This is a genomic window from Streptomyces sp. NPDC001270, from assembly GCF_042896695.1.
Taxonomy (GTDB): domain Bacteria; phylum Actinomycetota; class Actinomycetes; order Streptomycetales; family Streptomycetaceae; genus Streptomyces.
The window spans coordinates 737,145-753,759 of record NZ_JBIAXM010000001.1; the positions used below are offsets into that span (position 1 = coordinate 737,145).

Annotated in this window: 15 protein-coding genes; 10 read left to right on the top strand and 5 right to left on the bottom strand. The window is 68.3% G+C overall.

Annotated elements, in window-relative coordinates; translation table 11 throughout:
- Positions 1-406 precede the first annotated feature (406 nt).
- From ACFY2B_RS03305 to ACFY2B_RS03335, 7 genes are all read left to right on the top strand, one after another.
- On the top strand, positions 407-574 hold the full coding sequence (locus tag ACFY2B_RS03305) for a hypothetical protein (RefSeq protein WP_376529677.1): 168 nt from the start codon (positions 407-409) through the stop codon (positions 572-574).
- Positions 571-1,065: a hypothetical protein gene (locus ACFY2B_RS03310; protein ID WP_376529679.1), complete on the top strand. Its 495-nt coding sequence runs from the start codon at positions 571-573 to the stop codon at positions 1,063-1,065. Before ACFY2B_RS03305 ends, ACFY2B_RS03310 begins: the two co-directional genes overlap by 4 nt.
- 4 nt (positions 1,066-1,069) lie before the next feature.
- The gene (locus ACFY2B_RS03315; protein WP_390761398.1) at positions 1,070-1,564 is read left to right on the top strand and encodes a hypothetical protein; all 495 of its coding nucleotides are present in this window, start codon (positions 1,070-1,072) and stop codon (positions 1,562-1,564) included.
- Positions 1,565-1,669: 105 nt separating this feature from the next.
- The gene (locus tag ACFY2B_RS03320) at positions 1,670-1,807 is read left to right on the top strand and encodes a hypothetical protein (protein ID WP_376529684.1); all 138 of its coding nucleotides are present in this window, start codon (positions 1,670-1,672) and stop codon (positions 1,805-1,807) included.
- 2 nt (positions 1,808-1,809) lie between these two features.
- On the top strand, positions 1,810-2,988 hold the full coding sequence (locus ACFY2B_RS03325) for a methyltransferase domain-containing protein (RefSeq protein WP_390761399.1): 1,179 nt from the start codon (positions 1,810-1,812) through the stop codon (positions 2,986-2,988).
- Between the two features lie 409 nt (positions 2,989-3,397).
- Positions 3,398-3,679, top strand: coding sequence for a hypothetical protein (locus tag ACFY2B_RS03330; protein WP_390761400.1), 282 nt, complete (start codon positions 3,398-3,400; stop codon positions 3,677-3,679).
- Between the two features lie 1,066 nt (positions 3,680-4,745).
- A complete protein-coding gene (locus tag ACFY2B_RS03335; RefSeq protein WP_390761401.1) occupies positions 4,746-5,501 on the top strand; it encodes a hypothetical protein in 756 nt (251 codons plus the stop codon).
- A gap of 44 nt (positions 5,502-5,545) precedes the next feature.
- Here the strand turns inward: ACFY2B_RS03335 and ACFY2B_RS03340 are convergent, their stop codons facing one another.
- From ACFY2B_RS03340 to ACFY2B_RS03360, 5 genes are all read right to left on the bottom strand, one after another.
- On the bottom strand, positions 5,546-6,148 hold the full coding sequence (locus tag ACFY2B_RS03340; protein ID WP_390761402.1) for a TlpA family protein disulfide reductase: 603 nt from the start codon (positions 6,146-6,148) through the stop codon (positions 5,546-5,548).
- A gap of 165 nt (positions 6,149-6,313) precedes the next feature.
- Positions 6,314-7,081: a succinate dehydrogenase/fumarate reductase iron-sulfur subunit gene (locus ACFY2B_RS03345; protein WP_390761403.1), complete on the bottom strand. Its 768-nt coding sequence runs from the start codon at positions 7,079-7,081 to the stop codon at positions 6,314-6,316.
- On the bottom strand, positions 7,078-9,030 hold the full coding sequence (locus ACFY2B_RS03350) for a fumarate reductase/succinate dehydrogenase flavoprotein subunit (RefSeq protein WP_390761404.1): 1,953 nt from the start codon (positions 9,028-9,030) through the stop codon (positions 7,078-7,080). Before ACFY2B_RS03350 ends, ACFY2B_RS03345 begins: the two co-directional genes overlap by 4 nt.
- A 31-nt stretch (positions 9,031-9,061) precedes the next feature.
- Positions 9,062-9,880 (bottom strand): hypothetical protein, encoded by an 819-nt coding sequence (locus ACFY2B_RS03355; RefSeq protein ID WP_390761405.1) that lies wholly within the window; start codon positions 9,878-9,880, stop codon positions 9,062-9,064.
- Positions 9,881-9,925: 45 nt separating this feature from the next.
- A complete protein-coding gene (locus ACFY2B_RS03360) occupies positions 9,926-10,216 on the bottom strand; it encodes a hypothetical protein (protein ID WP_390761406.1) in 291 nt (96 codons plus the stop codon).
- 323 nt (positions 10,217-10,539) lie between these two features.
- Between ACFY2B_RS03360 and ACFY2B_RS03365 the strand changes: the two genes are divergently transcribed.
- The 3 genes from ACFY2B_RS03365 (at position 10,540) to ACFY2B_RS03375 (ending at position 16,567) form a co-directional block, all read left to right on the top strand.
- A complete protein-coding gene (locus tag ACFY2B_RS03365) occupies positions 10,540-12,840 on the top strand; it encodes an ABC transporter substrate-binding protein (protein WP_390761407.1) in 2,301 nt (766 codons plus the stop codon).
- Between the two features lie 138 nt (positions 12,841-12,978).
- A complete protein-coding gene (gene typA, locus ACFY2B_RS03370; RefSeq protein ID WP_390761408.1) occupies positions 12,979-14,895 on the top strand; it encodes a translational GTPase TypA in 1,917 nt (638 codons plus the stop codon).
- A 634-nt stretch (positions 14,896-15,529) separates the two neighbouring features.
- A complete protein-coding gene (locus ACFY2B_RS03375) occupies positions 15,530-16,567 on the top strand; it encodes an ABC transporter permease (RefSeq protein WP_390761409.1) in 1,038 nt (345 codons plus the stop codon).
- Positions 16,568-16,615 lie beyond the last annotated feature (48 nt).

Genomic DNA, 16,615 nt, shown 5'->3' on the forward strand with positions numbered 1-16,615 from the left:
GATCACCCTGTGAAAGCGAGGGGCCAGCCATGAGCAGCCAGACACCTCCCGACCAGGAATGGGCGGGAGCGACTGGACCCACGAACATCCCGGCGGCGCCCGCCGTGGGGACTCTGTTTCACGACGTGGGGCGGGGCATAGTGGGCGAGTTCCGCGGCGAGTGGTGCGGAGTGTGGTCTCTTCGGCCTGTCACCGGCGGTCAGGAATGGGACGCCGACCCCGCCTACGTGCAACCCGCGAGCCCCGAGCAGCGCCTACGCGCAGAGACCGCCCGTGCGAACGCACGAAGCCGGGGTGAGCTGCTGTGAACCCCCTGACCCGACGTAACTTCACGTTCTTCAATTGGACGTTACGGCCCGACCGTGACGACGACGCCCCACCGACCACGTACGTACTCCGATGTCTCATGCTCGACGGCGACGACTCCGCGTGCGCGGCGGAGTCGCCGTCGAGCGAGAACCCGGGCGAGCCGCAGAAATGGGCCTTTGACCACCTGCGTGAGCACCCCGAGCACACCAGTTACGCCGAGGTGATCGAACGTCCGTGGGTGATGTGGCGGGAGGGCCCGGCGTGAGCGGCGGACCGGGACCGGCGGGCTACCGGGCCGAGGTACGCGCGAAGGGACCGGTGTTCGGCACAGACCAGACGGTGGGCCACGTCCTGGGCACCTTCTGGACCATCTCCCCGGTGCTGGCGCTCCGCTGGCTCCAGAGTGAAGCCCTGCGGCTCGCGGACCGGCTCGACCCCGACCCCGCGCGGTCCGCGTGGGTACGGCCGAGCATGCGGAAGGCGGCCGTACCCCTGCCTGACTGCCCGGCCGAGCTACGGGTATGGGCCACCGATCCCGGAGAGTGGCGTGCCGCACGCGACCTCATCAGAGGCGGGCGCCCCCTGTCCGTCGCGATCCCGGACGCGGACTGCACGTACACCCTGTCCCTCCGGCCCGCCCGACTCCCCACCACCGGCAGACCCGACCCCTCGCCGCCCGAACAGCTGACCCTGACCCACCGCACCGGCGGTCTGCCGCACTCGCTGTACGAATCCGCCGAAGACCCGTGGAGGTAGGCCCGTGCGCCGTCCGACCCCAGCCGAGAAGGCAGCCGCGCGCGAAGCGGCCCGAGCGGACAAGGACACCATCATCGAGCGGTACCGGACCGGCGAGCCGGTGCGCAGGATCGCCGATGCGTACGGCGTCACCCCCAACTGGCTGACGCTCCGGCTCGACGACTGGGGCGTCCCGCGCCGCCAGCGCTACGAAGCGCACCTGCACCGCCGCCCGGCTCAACGCGTCTTCCGCGGACGCATGCCGCGCCGGACGAGGGCCGAGGTACGTGCCGCGCAGGCCGGGTTCGTCGAGAGCAGTACGGAGGTGATCGTGCGTTACCGGGACGGCGAGTCCATCGCGTCCCTCGCCCGGTCGTTCACCGTCGCTCACGCGTGGGTTTCGGAACGGCTGAACGAGTGGGGCGTGTCCCGCCAGGCACCGTCCGTCTCTGCGGTAGTGCCGGGTGCCGGAGCCCTGTCCCTCCTTGCCGGAGGGGACCCCAAGACCCCGGCTCGCTGACGCGGCGTGCCGGTCTCCCGCCCAGCATTCGGCGGGTGCTGCACGACTCCCTCCGCAAAAGCGGTGTGGGAGTGGGAAGTCGATTGATCCACGGAGGTAATCGAGATGCGCGCATGGTGGCTCACGACCGCTGACGGCGGGAACCCGCAGGACGACAGCGACAGCGGCAACAAGCACGGCGGGGGCGGCTCGGACGAGGGCGGCAACACCAACGACGGCCAGGGTCCGGCGGACGGCCGCTGAACGTGACTGCGCACAGCGAAAAGGAGACGGGTTCCCAGGGGCTCGTCTCCGCGCTCCTGGAAAAGGGCGCGCTCACCACTGAGTGGCTGCCCGCCTGCAACGCCGTACCCCGGCATCTGTTCGTCCCCGAGGTGATCTGGCCCGGTCGCGCCGGTATGAACCGGCAGGACGACCGGGTGATCCGAGACGAGGAGCCCGAGATGTGGTGGGCGGCCGTCCACCGGGACGCGCCGATCACGACCCAGTGGGACGACGGCGCGTACACCGGGCCCGGCAGAGGCGGGATCCCGTCAAGCTCCAACTCCATGCCGAGCATGGTCTTCTCGATGCTCGACGCGCTTGCCGTCGAAGAGGGTCACCGGGTACTGGAGATCGGCACCGGGACAGGATGGAACGCGGCACTGCTCTCTCACCGGCTCGGCGCCCGGAACGTGTTCACCGTCGAAGTGGACGGGGACACTGCGCGGGAAGCGCGCAGGCGCCTGAACGACGCCGGATTCGATCCGGTGTCCGTCATCGGCGACGGAGCCGAGGGATACGCCGAGGGTGCCCCGTACGACCGCGTCATCGCCACAGCGTCCATCGGCCGTGTTCCCCGGCAGTGGATCGAGCAGACGAAACCGGGCGGGATCATCGTCGCCCCGTGGGGACCGACGTACGGCGGGGAAGGAGTGGTCCGGCTGACCGTGGCCGGTGACGGCAGCGCGTCCGGCTGGTTCGTCGGCTCGTCGGCCTTCATGCGGCTACGGGCTCAGCGCGTCCCGCGGACCCACGTCCGGGAATACCTCGGTGGTCGGACATGGCCGGCGAACGGTACCCGGAGCGTGACGACGCTTTCCCCGGACGCGGTGGGTGACTGGCCGGCAATGTTCGGCATCGGGGTGCAGGTCCCCGGGGCGTTCCCGTGGATGGAGTCGTACGACGACAGCTCCTACACGTTGTGGCTGCGGGACACGGCCGTCACCTCGTGGGCCACGGCGGACCACGAGAAGGGCCGCGGAGAATTCGAGGTCTACCAGTCCGGCCCCCGAAGACTGTGGGACGAGATCGAAACCGCCTACCGCTGGTGGGAGGAGCAGGGGAAACCGGGGTTCGAACGGTTCGGGCTCACCGTGGACGCCGACGGCGAGCGGGTGTGGCTCGATCAGCCGGACCAGCTCGTGCCGGTCCGGCGGCGGTGACTCAGGGAGTTTTTCGACAGGCCCGTCGGTGCGTCCCCTGGAGTCTTCGGTGTGTCACGGTCGGCCCACCGGCGTGGCAAGCCGGTCCGTCCGCCAGGTTGCAGAAGCGGTCGTGACACGACGGCGCATCCTCTTGAACCGTACGGACAACTGAGACGTTGTGACTGAGGTTCTTGTCCCCCTTCGCTGATGAGCTGGCGAGGTAACGAGCTCACCTGCATCAGGTGTGGGATGCGGATCCCTTTGATTCCCAGGAGGAGCGTAAGTGTCATTACCGACGGGACAGGTCGCGGAGGATCCGGCAGAGCCCTCGCTGGCGGAGAGGTTCACTGCGGTTGAGCAGGCTTGGACCCAGTTGCGTCGGACTATGGACCACTGGGGACAGGGGCTCGCTCACAGCAGTCAGAGGATGTCGGCAGACGACTTCGTGAGCGCCATGGAACAGATGGATCGCGAAATAACTCAGGCAGGGGACGCGGCGGAGCGCGCGCAGACGCAGTGGGAGGAGGCATGGAACAGGGAGTGGCAGCGGTCGGAACAGACCCAGGATCCGACGCAGCGGGCTGATGAGCAAAGGGCGTTGAATCGGGCGCGGGATCTGTTCGGCGTGGCAGAAGATACTGCAAATCAGCAGATGGTACGGCAGTCGTCGCGGCGGCTGTATGCGGGGCAGCGGGCCGCCGCAGGATAGAACCCACGTGCGGCGGTCCTCCGGGCAACGTCTCCTGTCCGCGGCAACTCGTCCGGGCCGGCCATGCCGTCGGCAGCCAACGGCTCACCATCACGTTCACTGCCGCCTCGGCAGTGAACGTGATGCAGGCAGCCAGGCGCAGCGGCGGAAGGCGACGTATCCCCTGGAACGGCGCCCCTTTCCGGGCCGCCGTTCCAGAGCGTGGACGGGTGTGCGCACTCGTCCCACCGGTCGCGGCAAGCCGGTCCACCTGCCAGGTTCCAGAAGCGGTCATGGCGCGACGATGCGTCCTCTTGAACCGAACGGGCAGCTGAGACGTTGTCGTGCACAGAATGCGTCTTCTGCCTGTGGAGGAACCATGCCGTTGACAGATTTCCTGTCCACCAATGTCGCGGAGCTTTCTTCGCAGCAGCGGGCGGTACTGGAAGAGACCGCTGACTGGAGGTTCCTGGCGGCCGTCTCGCCGGTGAGCTCGCGAGGAAGCGATGAGCGCCTGCATCGGGCGTGGGATAAGGCTATGAGGACCGGTAAGAACGGTGAAAACTTTGACTGGAATGATGTCAACCACCGCGCTTCCGAGTACGCAGCCCGACGGAGTGGAGACAGGCTAGACAATGCTCAATTGTTGCAGAAAGTGTACAAACAGGGGTATGATTTTGGTCGCTTTTCGCGGGATTATGCGTCTGTCGAGGATGCTCTACAGTCACGGCTGACCTTCGTTCACCAAGTGGCTGCCGTGGAAATGCAATCGGATTCGTTCGCTTACGGGCAGGTGGTGCCGCAATATGCGGAGATAGACCCGCTGATTTCACAGTACGCAAGGTCGGGATTGCCCAGCACAGTCGCACGAGCGGACGCACCTCCTTCGCGGCAGCCTCCTGCTCACTCCTCTCGGCGGACCGACCCAAACCGGCAGAGTCGCAGGGGACGCTGAGCCGGTGGGTCGTGAGTGATTGAGTCCACGGTCCAGAAGCGGTCATGGCGCGACGATGCGTCCTCTTGAACCGTACGGACAGCTGCGACGTTGTCGTGTACGGGGAATGCGTCTTCTGGCTCTGGAGGAACCATGCCGTTGAGAGATTACCTGTCCACCGATGTCGCGCGGCTTTCTCCGCAGCAGCGGGCGGCGCTGGAAGAGACCGCTGACTGGAAGTTCCTGTTGCCCCCCTCGCCGGTGAGCTTGCGAGGAAACGATGCTCACCTGCATGAGGTGTGGGCTGAGGCGGTGGATGCCGGCAAGGAAAATAAAGACTATGACTGGGAGTCCGTCAACCGCCATATTCGCCTCCACGTGGACCGTCTGGGTGGAGGTGGTGAATTGGTGGAAAGGGTGTACGAGCTGGGGTTTAATTTTGGTGCACTTTCACGGTTTGATGGGTCGGACGATGCTGCTCTGCAATCACGGCTGGACATCGTTCATCACGACGCCGAGGTCGCGCTACCCCCGGACTCGCCAAGTGATTCAGTCGCGCACTCGCCCATGGACCCGCAAGGATCGCTACCATTTTCACGGACTTCTGGGCCTGACGATGCTGTTCTAGCGTGGCTGGGTCAAATTTCTGACGGCGCCGAGGTCGCGCTACCCCCGGACGCGCAAAGTGAGCCAGTCGCGCCCTCGTCTGTGGACCCGCAAGGGTCGTACCCGGTACATATGCCAGATGCGCTGCAAGTCAACCAGCAAATATCACGGCATGCAAGGGTGGATCCGTCCTCCATGGACGGGCGAAGGCGCGCGACTTCTCTTTCTTCTCCTTACCCTTCTCCGGGGTCCGGTAAAGGCCAGCAGGTTCGTAAGGGACCCAGCCGAGGTGGTGGGTCGTGAGTGATTGAGTTCACTCGGTGGCCATCGTGTCGGACGGGTAGCGGTCATTTCTCCTCGACCAGAGGATCCAGCATCCTGTGCAGTTGGCCGCCATCGGTGCCGCCGAATATTCTGGCCGCTATCTTTCCGTTCCGGTCCAGGGCGATGGTCACCGGAAGACCCTGAAGGCTCACCGTGCCCTTGGGGAATCCGGAGAGGATCAGTTTCCCGGTCGGGTCGTAGAGGCTCGGGTACGACATGTCGAAGTCGTCTTCGAATGCCTTGGCCGGATGTTTGTCGCCGTCGCGGGTGTTGATGCCGACGAATTCGACACCCTGGGGCTTCATTTCCCTGGCGACCTTGTTGAGATAGGGGGCTTCGGCCCTGCACGGGGGGCACCAGGAGCCCCAGACATTGATCACGACGACCTTGCCGCGGAAGGCGGCGACGTCGAGGTGCCCGCCTTGAAGGTCCTCGCCCTTGAGAGGGCCGGCCGGGTTCCGCTCTCCTTCGGCGACCGTCGCGATGCCGTCCGCGTCCATGACGTAGTCCGTCCGGCCGTTGCCCCCGGACGTGCTGCTGCCGCTGCCGCAGGCGGACAGTGAGAGCGAGCCGAGAGCGACGAGCGCGGCCAGTGCGACCGTACGGAAGAGGGATCCGGGAAACATGCGCCGAGTTTCCCACGAGCCCTGAAGAGAGAGTCGTCCTCGTCGTCCTCGTCGTCCTCCGCGGACAGGGGGCCGATCGCGAACACCCTCGCCGAACCTGCCCTTTCGGATCCGCCCGGCAAGGGTCACTCCCGTCGCGAGGACCCCGTCCAGGACCCCGCCCGGCTAAGACCGCCGCCTGATCTTCGCCCCCAGCCACACCAGCGGGTCGTACTTCCGGTCGACCGCCCGTTCCTTCATCGGGATCAGCGCGTTGTCCGTGATCTTGATGCCCTCGGGGCACACCTCGGTGCAGCACTTGGTGATGTTGCAGTAGCCGAGGCCGTGTTCGTCCTGGGCCGTGGTGCGGCGGTCCAGGCCGGTTTCGGCGGCCGAGTCCAGCGGGTGCATGTCGAGTTCGGCGACGCGCATCAGGAAGCGCGGGCCCGCGAACGCCTTCTTGTTCTCCTCGTGGTCCCGTACGACATGACAGGTGTCCTGGCACAGGAAGCACTCGATGCACTTGCGGAACTCCTGCGAGCGGTCCACGTCCTCCTGCATCATGCGGTACTCGCCCGGACCGAGGTCCGCGGGCGGTACGAACGACGGGACCTCCCTGGCCTTCTGGTAGTTGAAGCCGACGTCCGTCACCAGGTCGCGGATCACCGGGAAGGCGCGCAGCGGGGTGATGGTGATCGTCTCGGCGCGGTCGAAGACCGACATGCGGGTCATGCACAGCAGCCGGGGCCGTCCGTTGATCTCGGCGGAGCACGAACCGCACTTGCCCGCCTTGCAGTTCCAGCGCACCGCCAGGTCGGGCGCCTGGGTGGCCTGGAGGCGGTGCACGATGTCCAGGACCACCTCGCCGTCGTTGACCTCGACCCGGAAGTCCTTCAGGCCGCCGCCCTCGGCATCGCCCCGCCACACCTGGAAACGGGCCTCGTAGCTGCTCATTCGTACAGCTCCTCTTCGGCGAGGTACTTGACCAGCTCCTCCTTGTCGAACAGGGCGAGCAGGTCGGGGCGGATGGGCTCGGTGGTCTCGCGGGTGAGGGCGATCCGGTCGCGGGCCGGGTCCCGGTCCGCGTCGGCGGAGTCGGTGAGCGCACACAGCAGATTGACGTTGCGCCACGCGCGTTCCATCGTCGGGTGGTCCTCGCGGGTGTGGCCGCCGCGTGACTCCGTGCGTTCCAGCGCCGCGCGGGCCACGCACTCGCTGACCAGCAGCATGTTCCGCAGGTCGAGGGCGAGGTGCCAGCCCGGGTTGAACTGGCGGTGCCCCTCGACACCGGCCCGGCGGGCGCGTACCCGCAACCCGGCCAGCTTCTGGAGGGCCTGCTCCATCTCGCCCTCGCGGCGGATGATGCCGACCAGGTCGTTCATGGTCTGCTGGAGTTCCTGGTGGAGGGTGTACGGGTTCTCGGGCGGGCCGGATTCCGCCGTGCCGTCGCCGGCCGCCGTGCTCGTGCCGTCGGCCGCGGAGAACGGGCCGAGGGCCTCCGCCGCCGCCTCCTCGACCTGCGCGTCGGTGATCCGGGGACGGTCGTCGCCCGCCGCCGTCGCGTGTTCGGCCGCGTGCAGTCCGGCCCGGCGTCCGAACACCAGCAGGTCGGAGAGCGAGTTGCCGCCGAGCCGGTTGGAGCCGTGCATGCCGCCCGCGACCTCACCGGCCGCGTACAGTCCGGGCACGCCGCGTGCCGCCGCCGTGTCGGAGTCGACCGCGACACCGCCCATCACGTAGTGACAGGTCGGCCCGACCTCCATGGCCTCCGCGGTGATGTCGACGTCCGCCAGCTCCTTGAACTGGTGGTACATGGACGGCAGCCGGCGCCGGATCACCTCGGCGGGCATCCGGGTCGACACGTCCAGGAACACCCCGCCGTGCGGGGAGCCGCGGCCCGCCTTCACCTCGGCGTTGATGGCGCGGGCCACCTCGTCGCGGGGGAGCAGTTCGGGGGGACGCCGGTTGTGGTCCGGGTCCTCGTACCAGCGGTCGCCCTCCTCCTCGGACTCCGCGTACTTCTCCTTGAAGACGTCGGGGATGTAGTCGAACATGAACCGCTTGCCGTCGGAGTTGCGCAGCACCCCGCCGTCGCCGCGCACCGACTCGGTGACGAGGATGCCCTTCACGGACGGCGGCCAGACCATGCCCGTCGGATGGAACTGCACGAACTCCATGTTGAGGAGGGGCGCCCCGGCGAGCAGCGCCAGGGCGTGCCCGTCGCCGGTGTACTCCCACGAGTTCGACGTGACCTTGAAGGACTTGCCGATGCCGCCGGTGGCGATCACCACGGAGGGCGCCCTGAGGACGAAGAAGCGGCCGGTCTCGCGTTCGTAGGCGAAGACACCCGAGACGCGGCGGCCGTCCTTGAGGATCCGGGTGACCGTGCACTCCTGGAAGACCTTCAGCCGGGACTCGTAGTCACCACTCTCGCGGTGGTCCTCCTGCTGGAGGGCGACGATCTTCTGCTGGAGGGTGCGGATCAGCTCCAGACCGGTGCGGTCGCCGACGTGTGCGAGGCGCGGATACTCGTGGCCGCCGAAGTTGCGCTGCGAGATCTTCCCGTCCTTCGTACGGTCGAACAGCGCACCCCAGGTCTCCAGCTCCCACACCCGGTCCGGGGCCTCCCGCGCGTGCAGCTCGGCCATCCGCCACTGGTTGAGGAACTTGCCGCCGCGCATGGTGTCGCGGAAGTGCACCTGCCAGGTGTCGTGCTCGTTCACGTTGGCCATGGCCGCCGCGATGCCGCCCTCGGCCATCACGGTGTGCGCCTTGCCGAACAGCGACTTGCAGATCACCGCCGTACGGGCGCCCCGTTCCCGCGCCTCGATCGCGGCGCGCAGTCCGGCGCCGCCGGCGCCGACCACGACGACGTCCCACTCCTGTCGGTCGACCACGGACATCAGCAGTTCCTACCCCAATCTGGAAGAAGCGCTAGAAGAAGCGCGGGTCGTCGAAGGCGCCGGAGGCGAGCAGGAACACGTAGAAGTCGGCGAGCGCCACGCTCACCAGCGACGCCCAGGCCAGCTGCATGTGACGGGCGTTGAGCCGGCCGACGAACTGCCATGCCCGGTAGCGCACCGGGTGCCGGGAGAAGTGCTTGAGCTTGCCGCCGACGATGTGCCGGCAGGAGTGACAGGACAGGGTGTACGCCCAGATCAGCACGATGTTGGCGAGGAACACCAGGGTGCCGAGGCCCATGTGGCCCCACCGGTAGTGCTGGTCCCGGAAGGACAGCACGGTGTCGTAGGTGAGGACCCCGGCGACCAGCAGCGCGGCGTAGAAGAAGTACCGGTGGACGTTCTGCAGGATCAGCGGGAAGCGGGTCTCGCCGGTGTACTTCTGGTGCGGCTCGGCGACCGCGCAGGCCGGCGGGGACGCCCAGAAGCTGCGGTAGTACGCCTTGCGGTAGTAGTAGCAGGTCAGGCGGAAGCCGAGCGGGAAGATCAGGATGATGATCGCCGGGGAGATCCCCCACCAGCTGCCGAAAAGGTCGCCGTTCGGACCGCCGCGCATCGTCGCGCAGTTCTGGGCGAGGCAGGGCGAGTAGAAGGGCGAGACGTACGGCGCCGCGTAGTAGTCGGCGCCCGCGAAGGCCCGCCAGGTCGAGTAGACGACGAAGGCGAACAGACCGGCCGCGGTGACGGCGGGCGCCAGCCACCAGCGGTCGGTCCGCAGGTGCGGGGCGGCGATCGCGGCGCGTGTGCGGGTGCGTACGCCGCCGGTGCTGGGGGGTTCCGTACCAGTGGCCAAGGGGTGACTCCGGTCGGGTCGGGGGGGCGGGCCTGCGGTGACTGCCTAGGGTGCGCGCCGGTCGCGGGCACCCAGACCTTCGTCGTCCGAGTCCGTCCACAGGCTCTTGTCGTACGGCGTGTCGGGAATGGTGACGAGATCGGGGCGGCGCGGCTCGGCGAGCCGGGGGGCCGCCTCGCGCAGCAGTGCCACGCTCTCGCGCAGGTGCTCGGCGTCGGCGCGGACACGCCGCATCTCCAGGCCGCCGCTCCCGATCTGCTGCTCCAGGCGTGCGACGGACCGGAACAGGTCGTCGATGCAGCGCTGGACTGACGTCAGGTCGTCGTGCACGGACATGACGTGACCTCACTTTCCCGGACCTCATGGGTCCAAGGCGGCAACGTTCATGCGCCTGCGAGTGTTGCGCGTCACACCTGTAGATGTGAAGCCATGTGCAGCGATTGGCGGATCGTGCGCCACTGCCGCACGCCCGCACGCGCTCTGTCTGCGCCGGGCGCGTGTTGCGCCGCACGGGTGGGCTTGCGAGCCCCCGCCGCCGTGTCGCCCCCGGCCGGCGAACCCTTTCCTCTTCAGTGGGTCCGTAGATCTGATCAGCACCAAAATACCGCCAAACGTGATCAGAACCCACCTTTGTCACCGGGCTCCCCGGAGGTAGCAAGATGTCCCACGACGGCGTCGGACCGCGCGCGATCTCACGCTCGGCCGCCTTCCTCACCGCGGGCGCGCTCGCGGTGTCCGTCCTCGCCGGCTGCAGCTCCGACGACGAGGCGAGCCGTCCGCTGGCCGGACAGGACATCGCCGCCACCACCCGTGACCAGGTCGCCGACGGAGGCACCCTGCACTGGGCCGTGGACGCGCTGCCGGAGACCCTGAACAGCTTCCAGGCCGACGCCGACACGGGCACCAACCGGATCGCGCAGGCCGTCCTGCCGTCGATGTTCCGCATCGACGCGAACGGCAGCCCGGTGTCCAACGCCGACTATCTGGAGTCCGCCAAGGTCATCGAGACCGAGCCGCGCCAGGTCGTCCTCTACAAACTGAACCAGCAGGCCGTGTGGAGCGACGGCCGGGAGATCGGCGCCGCCGACTTCGCCGCCCAGTGGCGCGCCCTGTCCGGCAAGGACACCGCCTACTGGACCGCCCGCAACGCCGGCTACGACCGCATCGAGAAGATCGAGCGCGGCGCGAACGACCTGGAGGTCCGGGTCACCTTCAACCGTCCGTACGCCGACTGGAAGGCGCTGTTCTCCCCGCTGTACCCGAAGGACATCATGGGCACCCCGGACGCCTTCAACGACGGCGCGCGCCGGGAGCTGCCCGTCACCGCCGGGCCGTTCCGCCTCGACAAGGTCGACACCAAGGCCAAGGACATCGTCCTCAACCGCAACCCGCGCTGGTGGGGGCAGCCCGCGAAACTGTCCGAGCTGGTGCTCCGGGCGGTGCCCCGGGACCAGCGGGCCACCGCGATGGCGAACGGCACCGTGGACCTCGCCGACATCGACCCCGCGGACGTCGAGCGGATCAACCTCGCCGCCCAGGGCAGTGGCGGCGCCCCCGTCCTCGGGGCGGGCCGCACCTCCGCGAAGCAGCTGCGCTCCTGGGCCCTGGCCCACGGCCTGCCGGCGAAGGAGCTGCCCGAGGGGACGACGAAGCTCCGCGAGAAGATCACGACGTATCTGCGCGAGCAGACCGCCCTGCGCGACATCGAGGTCCGCAAGTCCCTGGAGCCCTCCTACACCCAGCTCGCCCTCAACGGCTCCGGCGGTCCCCTGGCCGACGAGCGGGTCCGCCGGGCCGTCGCCCGCGCCATCGACCGCAAGGAGCTGGCCAAGGCGGTGCTCGGCCCGCTCGGCCTGCCCGCGGAGCCGGTCGGCAGCCATCTCGCCCTCTCCGGCCAGCCCGCCTACACCGACGGCAGCGGCTCCCTGGGCACCCAGGACGCCACGGAGGCACAGGCGCTGCTCGGGGACGCCGGGTGGGTGCGCGGCGGTCCCGTCAAGGAGCAGAAGCCGGACAAGGCGGCCGGCGCGCAGGCGGAGTCCGAGGGCGGCCAGGACGGCGCCTACGTCGTCGGCGAGGACGACGACAAGGCGCCGCGCTCGGACGACGGCGCGGACAGCGAGGCGGCGCCGCAGGACGACGAGGAGGGTGGCGCGGCCGACCGGCAGGACGACGGGGAGGACGCCAAGTCGCCGCCCAAGGGTGACGGGGAGGACTCCAAGGACCCCGGGGACCTCGCGGAGCGGCAAGGCGCGGGGGAGACGGGCGGCGAGGGCGCCAGACCCGCCGCGCAGGAGGGCGGCCGGTACACCGACCAACACCCGCCGCAGGGTGGTGCGCCCGGCGCGTACGCCCCGCGGGGCACCGCCGCCCCGGCCGCCGTGTCCGGCCCCTTCGCCAAGGACGGCAAGGCGCTCTCGCTCCGCTTCGTGGTCCCCTCGGGCGCCGGCTCGGAGTCCCTGCGGACCGTCGCCGACCGGATCGCGCGGATGCTGGACAAGGTCGGCATCGGCACGGAGATCAGCAAGGTCCCGGACGAGGGCTACTTCAAGGACCACATCGCCTCCGGTCAGTTCGACCTCGCCCTGTACTCCTGGCCGTCCTCCGCCTTCCCCGCCACCGACGCCCGCCCGATCTACGCCAAGCCGCTCCCGGCCGCCGACGGCTCGGTGAACGTCGAGCAGAACTACACCCGCGTCGGCACCGACCAGGTCGACCAACTGTTCGACCAGGCGGTCGCCACCCTCGACGAGGGCGAGTCCCGCTCCCTGATCCGCAAGGCCGACTCCCGCATCTGGGCCGCGGCCGGCTCCCTCCCCCTCTACCAGCGCCCGCAGCTCACCGCCGTACGGAAGAACCTGGTCAACGCGGGATCCTTCGGTTTCCAGACGCCCGTCTACGAGGACCTGGGCTTCCTGAAGAAGGGGGCGCAGGCGCCGCCGAGACCGTCTGCGAGCTGAGACGCCGGGCCTGCGGCGGACGCCTGTCGCGGCGCCACGTAACATGGGGTGAGGCCGTGGCGTGTCAAGCCCGGCAGGGCCCGCGTCACACCTACCGACGCGCAGGGCCTTCCTCACACCCCGGGAGTACGCCGCACTATGGCTGTGACCACGACGCGTCACGACATCCGCAACGTCGCCATCGTCGCCCACGTCGACCACGGCAAGACGACCATCGTCGACGCCATGCTCAAGCAGGCCGGTGCCTTCGCCGCCCACCAGCTCGACCAGGTCGACGACCGCGTCATGGACTCGAACGACCTGGAGCGTGAGAAGGGCATCACGATCCTCGCCAAGAACACGGCGGTGAAGTATCACCCCAAGGACGGCGGGGACCCGATCACCATCAACATCATCGACACCCCCGGCCACGCCGACTTCGGCGGCGAGGTCGAGCGCGGGCTGTCGATGGTCGACGGTGTGGTGCTCCTCGTGGACGCCTCCGAGGGCCCGCTGCCGCAGACCCGCTTCGTGCTGCGCAAGGCGCTCCAGGCCCGGCTGCCGGTCATCCTCTGCATCAACAAGACGGACCGTCCCGACGCCCGGATCGACGAGGTCGTCAACGAGACCTACGACCTGTTCCTCGACCTGGACGCCGACGAGGAGCAGATCGAGTTCCCGATCGTGTACGCGTGCGGTCGGGACGGCATCGCCTCGCTGACCAAGCCGGACAACGGCACCGTGCCGACCGACTCCACCAGCCTGGAGCCGTTCTTCTCCACGATCCTGGAGCACATCCCGGCCCCCGTCTACGACGAGGAGGCCCCGCTCCAGGCCCATGTCACCAACCTGGACGCCGACAACTTCCTCGGCCGGATCGCGCTGCTCAGGGTCGAGCAGGGCGAGCTGCGCAAGGGACAGACGGTCGCCTGGATCAAGCGTGACGGCTCCGTCAGCAACGTTCGCATCAGCGAGCTGATGATGACCGAGGCGCTCACCCGCAAGCCCGCCGAGAAGGCCGGGCCCGGTGACATCTGCGCCGTCGCCGGCATCCCGGACATCATGATCGGCGAGACCCTGGCCGACCCCGAGAACCCGATCGCCCTCCCGCTGATCACGGTCGACGAGCCCGCGATCTCCATGGTCATCGGCACCAACACCTCGCCGCTGGTCGGCCGCGGCGGCACCGGCAAGGGCGCCGAGAACAAGGCGGCCGTCAAGGACCGCAAGGTCACCGCCCGCCAGGTCAAGGACCGCCTCGACCGCGAGCTGATCGGCAACGTCTCGCTGCGCGTCCTGGACACCGAGCGCCCGGACGCCTGGGAGGTCCAGGGCCGCGGCGAGCTGGCGCTGGCCATCCTGGTCGAGACGATGCGCCGGGAGGGCTACGAGCTGACGGTGGGCAAGCCCCGGGTCGTCACCAAGGACGTCGACGGCAAGGTCCACGAGCCGGTCGAGCGCATGACGGTCGACGTGCCCGAGGAGCACATGGGCGCGGTCACCCAGCTCATGGGCGTCCGCAAGGGCCGCATGGACAACATGTCCAACCACGGCTCGGGCTGGGTCCGCATGGAGTTCGTGGTGCCCTCGCGCGGCCTGATCGGCTTCCGTACGGAGTTCCTCACCCAGACCCGCGGCACCGGCATCGGCCACTCCATCCACGAGGGCCACGAGCCGTGGTTCGGCCCGCTGCAGACCCGCAACAACGGCTCGCTGGTCGCCGACCGGTCCGGTTCCGTCACCGCGTTCGCCATGACGAACCTCCAGGAGCGCGGCGTGCTGTTCGTGGACCCGGGCACCGAGGTGTACGAGGGCATGATCGTCGGCGAGAACTCGCGCTCCGACGACATGGACGTGAACATCACCAAGGAGAAGAAGCTCACCAACATGCGCTCGTCGACGGCCGACGTGACCGAGTCGATCGTGCCGCCGCGCAAGCTGTCGCTGGAGCAGTCGCTGGAGTTCTGCCGCGACGACGAGTGCGTCGAGGTGACCCCGGAGGCGGTTCGCATCCGCAAGGTGAACCTGGACGCCCGCGAGCGTGCCCGCGCCGCGAGCCGCGCCAAGCACGGCTGACCTGAACACGGCTGACCCGAACACGGTTGGCCGAAACCCTCCCAGGGCCCGGCCCGGGCGTTCCCCACTATGGGGACGCCCGGGCTTTTTTCAACTCCTTTTTCGGGCTCGGATGTCCGGCATGCGGAGATCCCTGCCCGATAGCCATGTAACACGTCCGTTTCGTGGCCTTCTTCGGGCAGACAGTTTGTCCAGATTTTGGAAGGTCTAGGTACGAGCCGTGACTGAATTGAGATTTAAGAACAGTGGTCCGTCCTCTTACCCATGGCAGATAGTTAGCCGCGTAGCGCTCGGGTCAATGGGTCTCGCGCTGTGGGGACAGCGCTCGACTCGCGAGCACCAGGGGGTGCCTGACCCTCCGTCAGGGGTGTCGGAGGCCAGTCGGAAACCCCCTCCTGTTGGTGAACACGTGAAGTCATAGGAGGAACACCCATGCGCGGTGTCACGAGCACCAGGTGGGTCACGTTCGCACGGTCTGTCCGTCGCAGCTCCGAGCGCCTGTCCGGCGACCACATCTGAGGCATCCTCCGATCGTTCAGTGCGGCGGTTCGACTACGCGCGTCCGACTGCGGTTTCGCGCTCGTCGCAGTACCCCGGCGTCACTGCACACCCATATCTGTGAAACGGACGAACAGTGACAAGTCCTATCGACATTGAGGGCAGCGGGACTTCGGTCGTCGACGGCGAACCTGGGCCGAAGACCAAGTCCGGCAACGGCGAGCTGGTGGGCCGCTCTCCCGGCCAGCTGATGTGGCTCCGCTTCCGGCGGGACCGCACGGGTGTCATCACCGCCGTGGTGGTGATCGCCTACTTCGTCATCGCCCTGCTCGCGCCCCTGCTGGTGAAGCTCTCCGGCACCGACCCGTACACGCTGTACGGCCAGGACCCGACGTACGCCGACACACCCGTGCTCGACGACTTCGGACTGCCGCTCGGCTACCTCGGCGGGGTCTCCGGCAGCCACTGGTTCGGCGTCGAACCGCAGTACGGCCGCGACCTGTTCGCGATGCTGGTCTACGGCATGCGCACCTCGCTGTTCATGTCCCTCGGCATCACCGTCCTGGTGATGACCACGGGCGTGATCATCGGCCTGATCGGCGGCTACTTCGGCGGTCGCACCGACTACTGGATCGGCCGGGTCACCGACTTCTTCCTCTCCTTCCCGTCGCAGCTGTTCTTCATCGCCTTCATGCCCGTGGTGACGTCGTTCTTCGTGGACCCGCGCGAGGAGACGCCCACCTACTTCCGCGCGCTGGCCATGCTGATCGTGCTGTGGCTGCTCGGCTGGATGGGCATGGCCCGCCTCGTGAGGTCCACCGTCCTCTCGCTGCGCGAGCGGGAGTTCGTCGAGGCCGCGCGGGTCTCCGGCGCCTCTCCCTGGCGGATCGTGCGCAAGGAGATCCTGCCCAACGTCGTGACGCCCATCCTGGTGCAGTTCACGTACCAGTTGCCCAGCACCATCCTCACCATCGCCTTCCTGTCCTTCGCGGGTGTCGGCTTCGTCGAGCCCACCCCGGACTGGGGACGCCTGTTCGCCGTCGGCGCCCGGTACGCCGAGCAGGACCCGGCGTTCATGTTCTTCCCCGGCCTGGCGTTGGTGATCTTCATTCTCTGCTTCAACCTCCTCGGAGACTCCGTACGGGACGCCTTCGACCCCAAGTCCGGGCGATAGCACGTCCATTGGTGGGGGGTGACTGCCGCCCCCGCTCGGCCCGCCGGC

Bases quoted from the DNA above. Each gene is read 5' to 3' on its own strand.
- ACFY2B_RS03340 (WP_390761402.1), bottom strand. From the start codon at position 6,148: ATGTTTCCCGGATCCCTCTTCCGTACGGTCGCACTGGCCGCGCTCGTC.
- typA (WP_390761408.1), top strand. From the start codon at position 12,979: ATGGCTGTGACCACGACGCGTCACGACATCCGCAACGTCGCCATCGTC.
- ACFY2B_RS03305 (WP_376529677.1), top strand. From the start codon at position 407: ATGCTCGACGGCGACGACTCCGCGTGCGCGGCGGAGTCGCCGTCGAGC.
- ACFY2B_RS03335 (WP_390761401.1), top strand. From the start codon at position 4,746: ATGCCGTTGAGAGATTACCTGTCCACCGATGTCGCGCGGCTTTCTCCG.
- ACFY2B_RS03350 (WP_390761404.1), bottom strand. From the start codon at position 9,030: ATGTCCGTGGTCGACCGACAGGAGTGGGACGTCGTCGTGGTCGGCGCC.
- ACFY2B_RS03365 (WP_390761407.1), top strand. From the start codon at position 10,540: ATGTCCCACGACGGCGTCGGACCGCGCGCGATCTCACGCTCGGCCGCC.
- ACFY2B_RS03330 (WP_390761400.1), top strand. From the start codon at position 3,398: ATGTCGGCAGACGACTTCGTGAGCGCCATGGAACAGATGGATCGCGAA.
- ACFY2B_RS03360 (WP_390761406.1), bottom strand. From the start codon at position 10,216: ATGTCCGTGCACGACGACCTGACGTCAGTCCAGCGCTGCATCGACGAC.
- ACFY2B_RS03345 (WP_390761403.1), bottom strand. From the start codon at position 7,081: ATGAGCAGCTACGAGGCCCGTTTCCAGGTGTGGCGGGGCGATGCCGAG.
- ACFY2B_RS03320 (WP_376529684.1), top strand. From the start codon at position 1,670: ATGCGCGCATGGTGGCTCACGACCGCTGACGGCGGGAACCCGCAGGAC.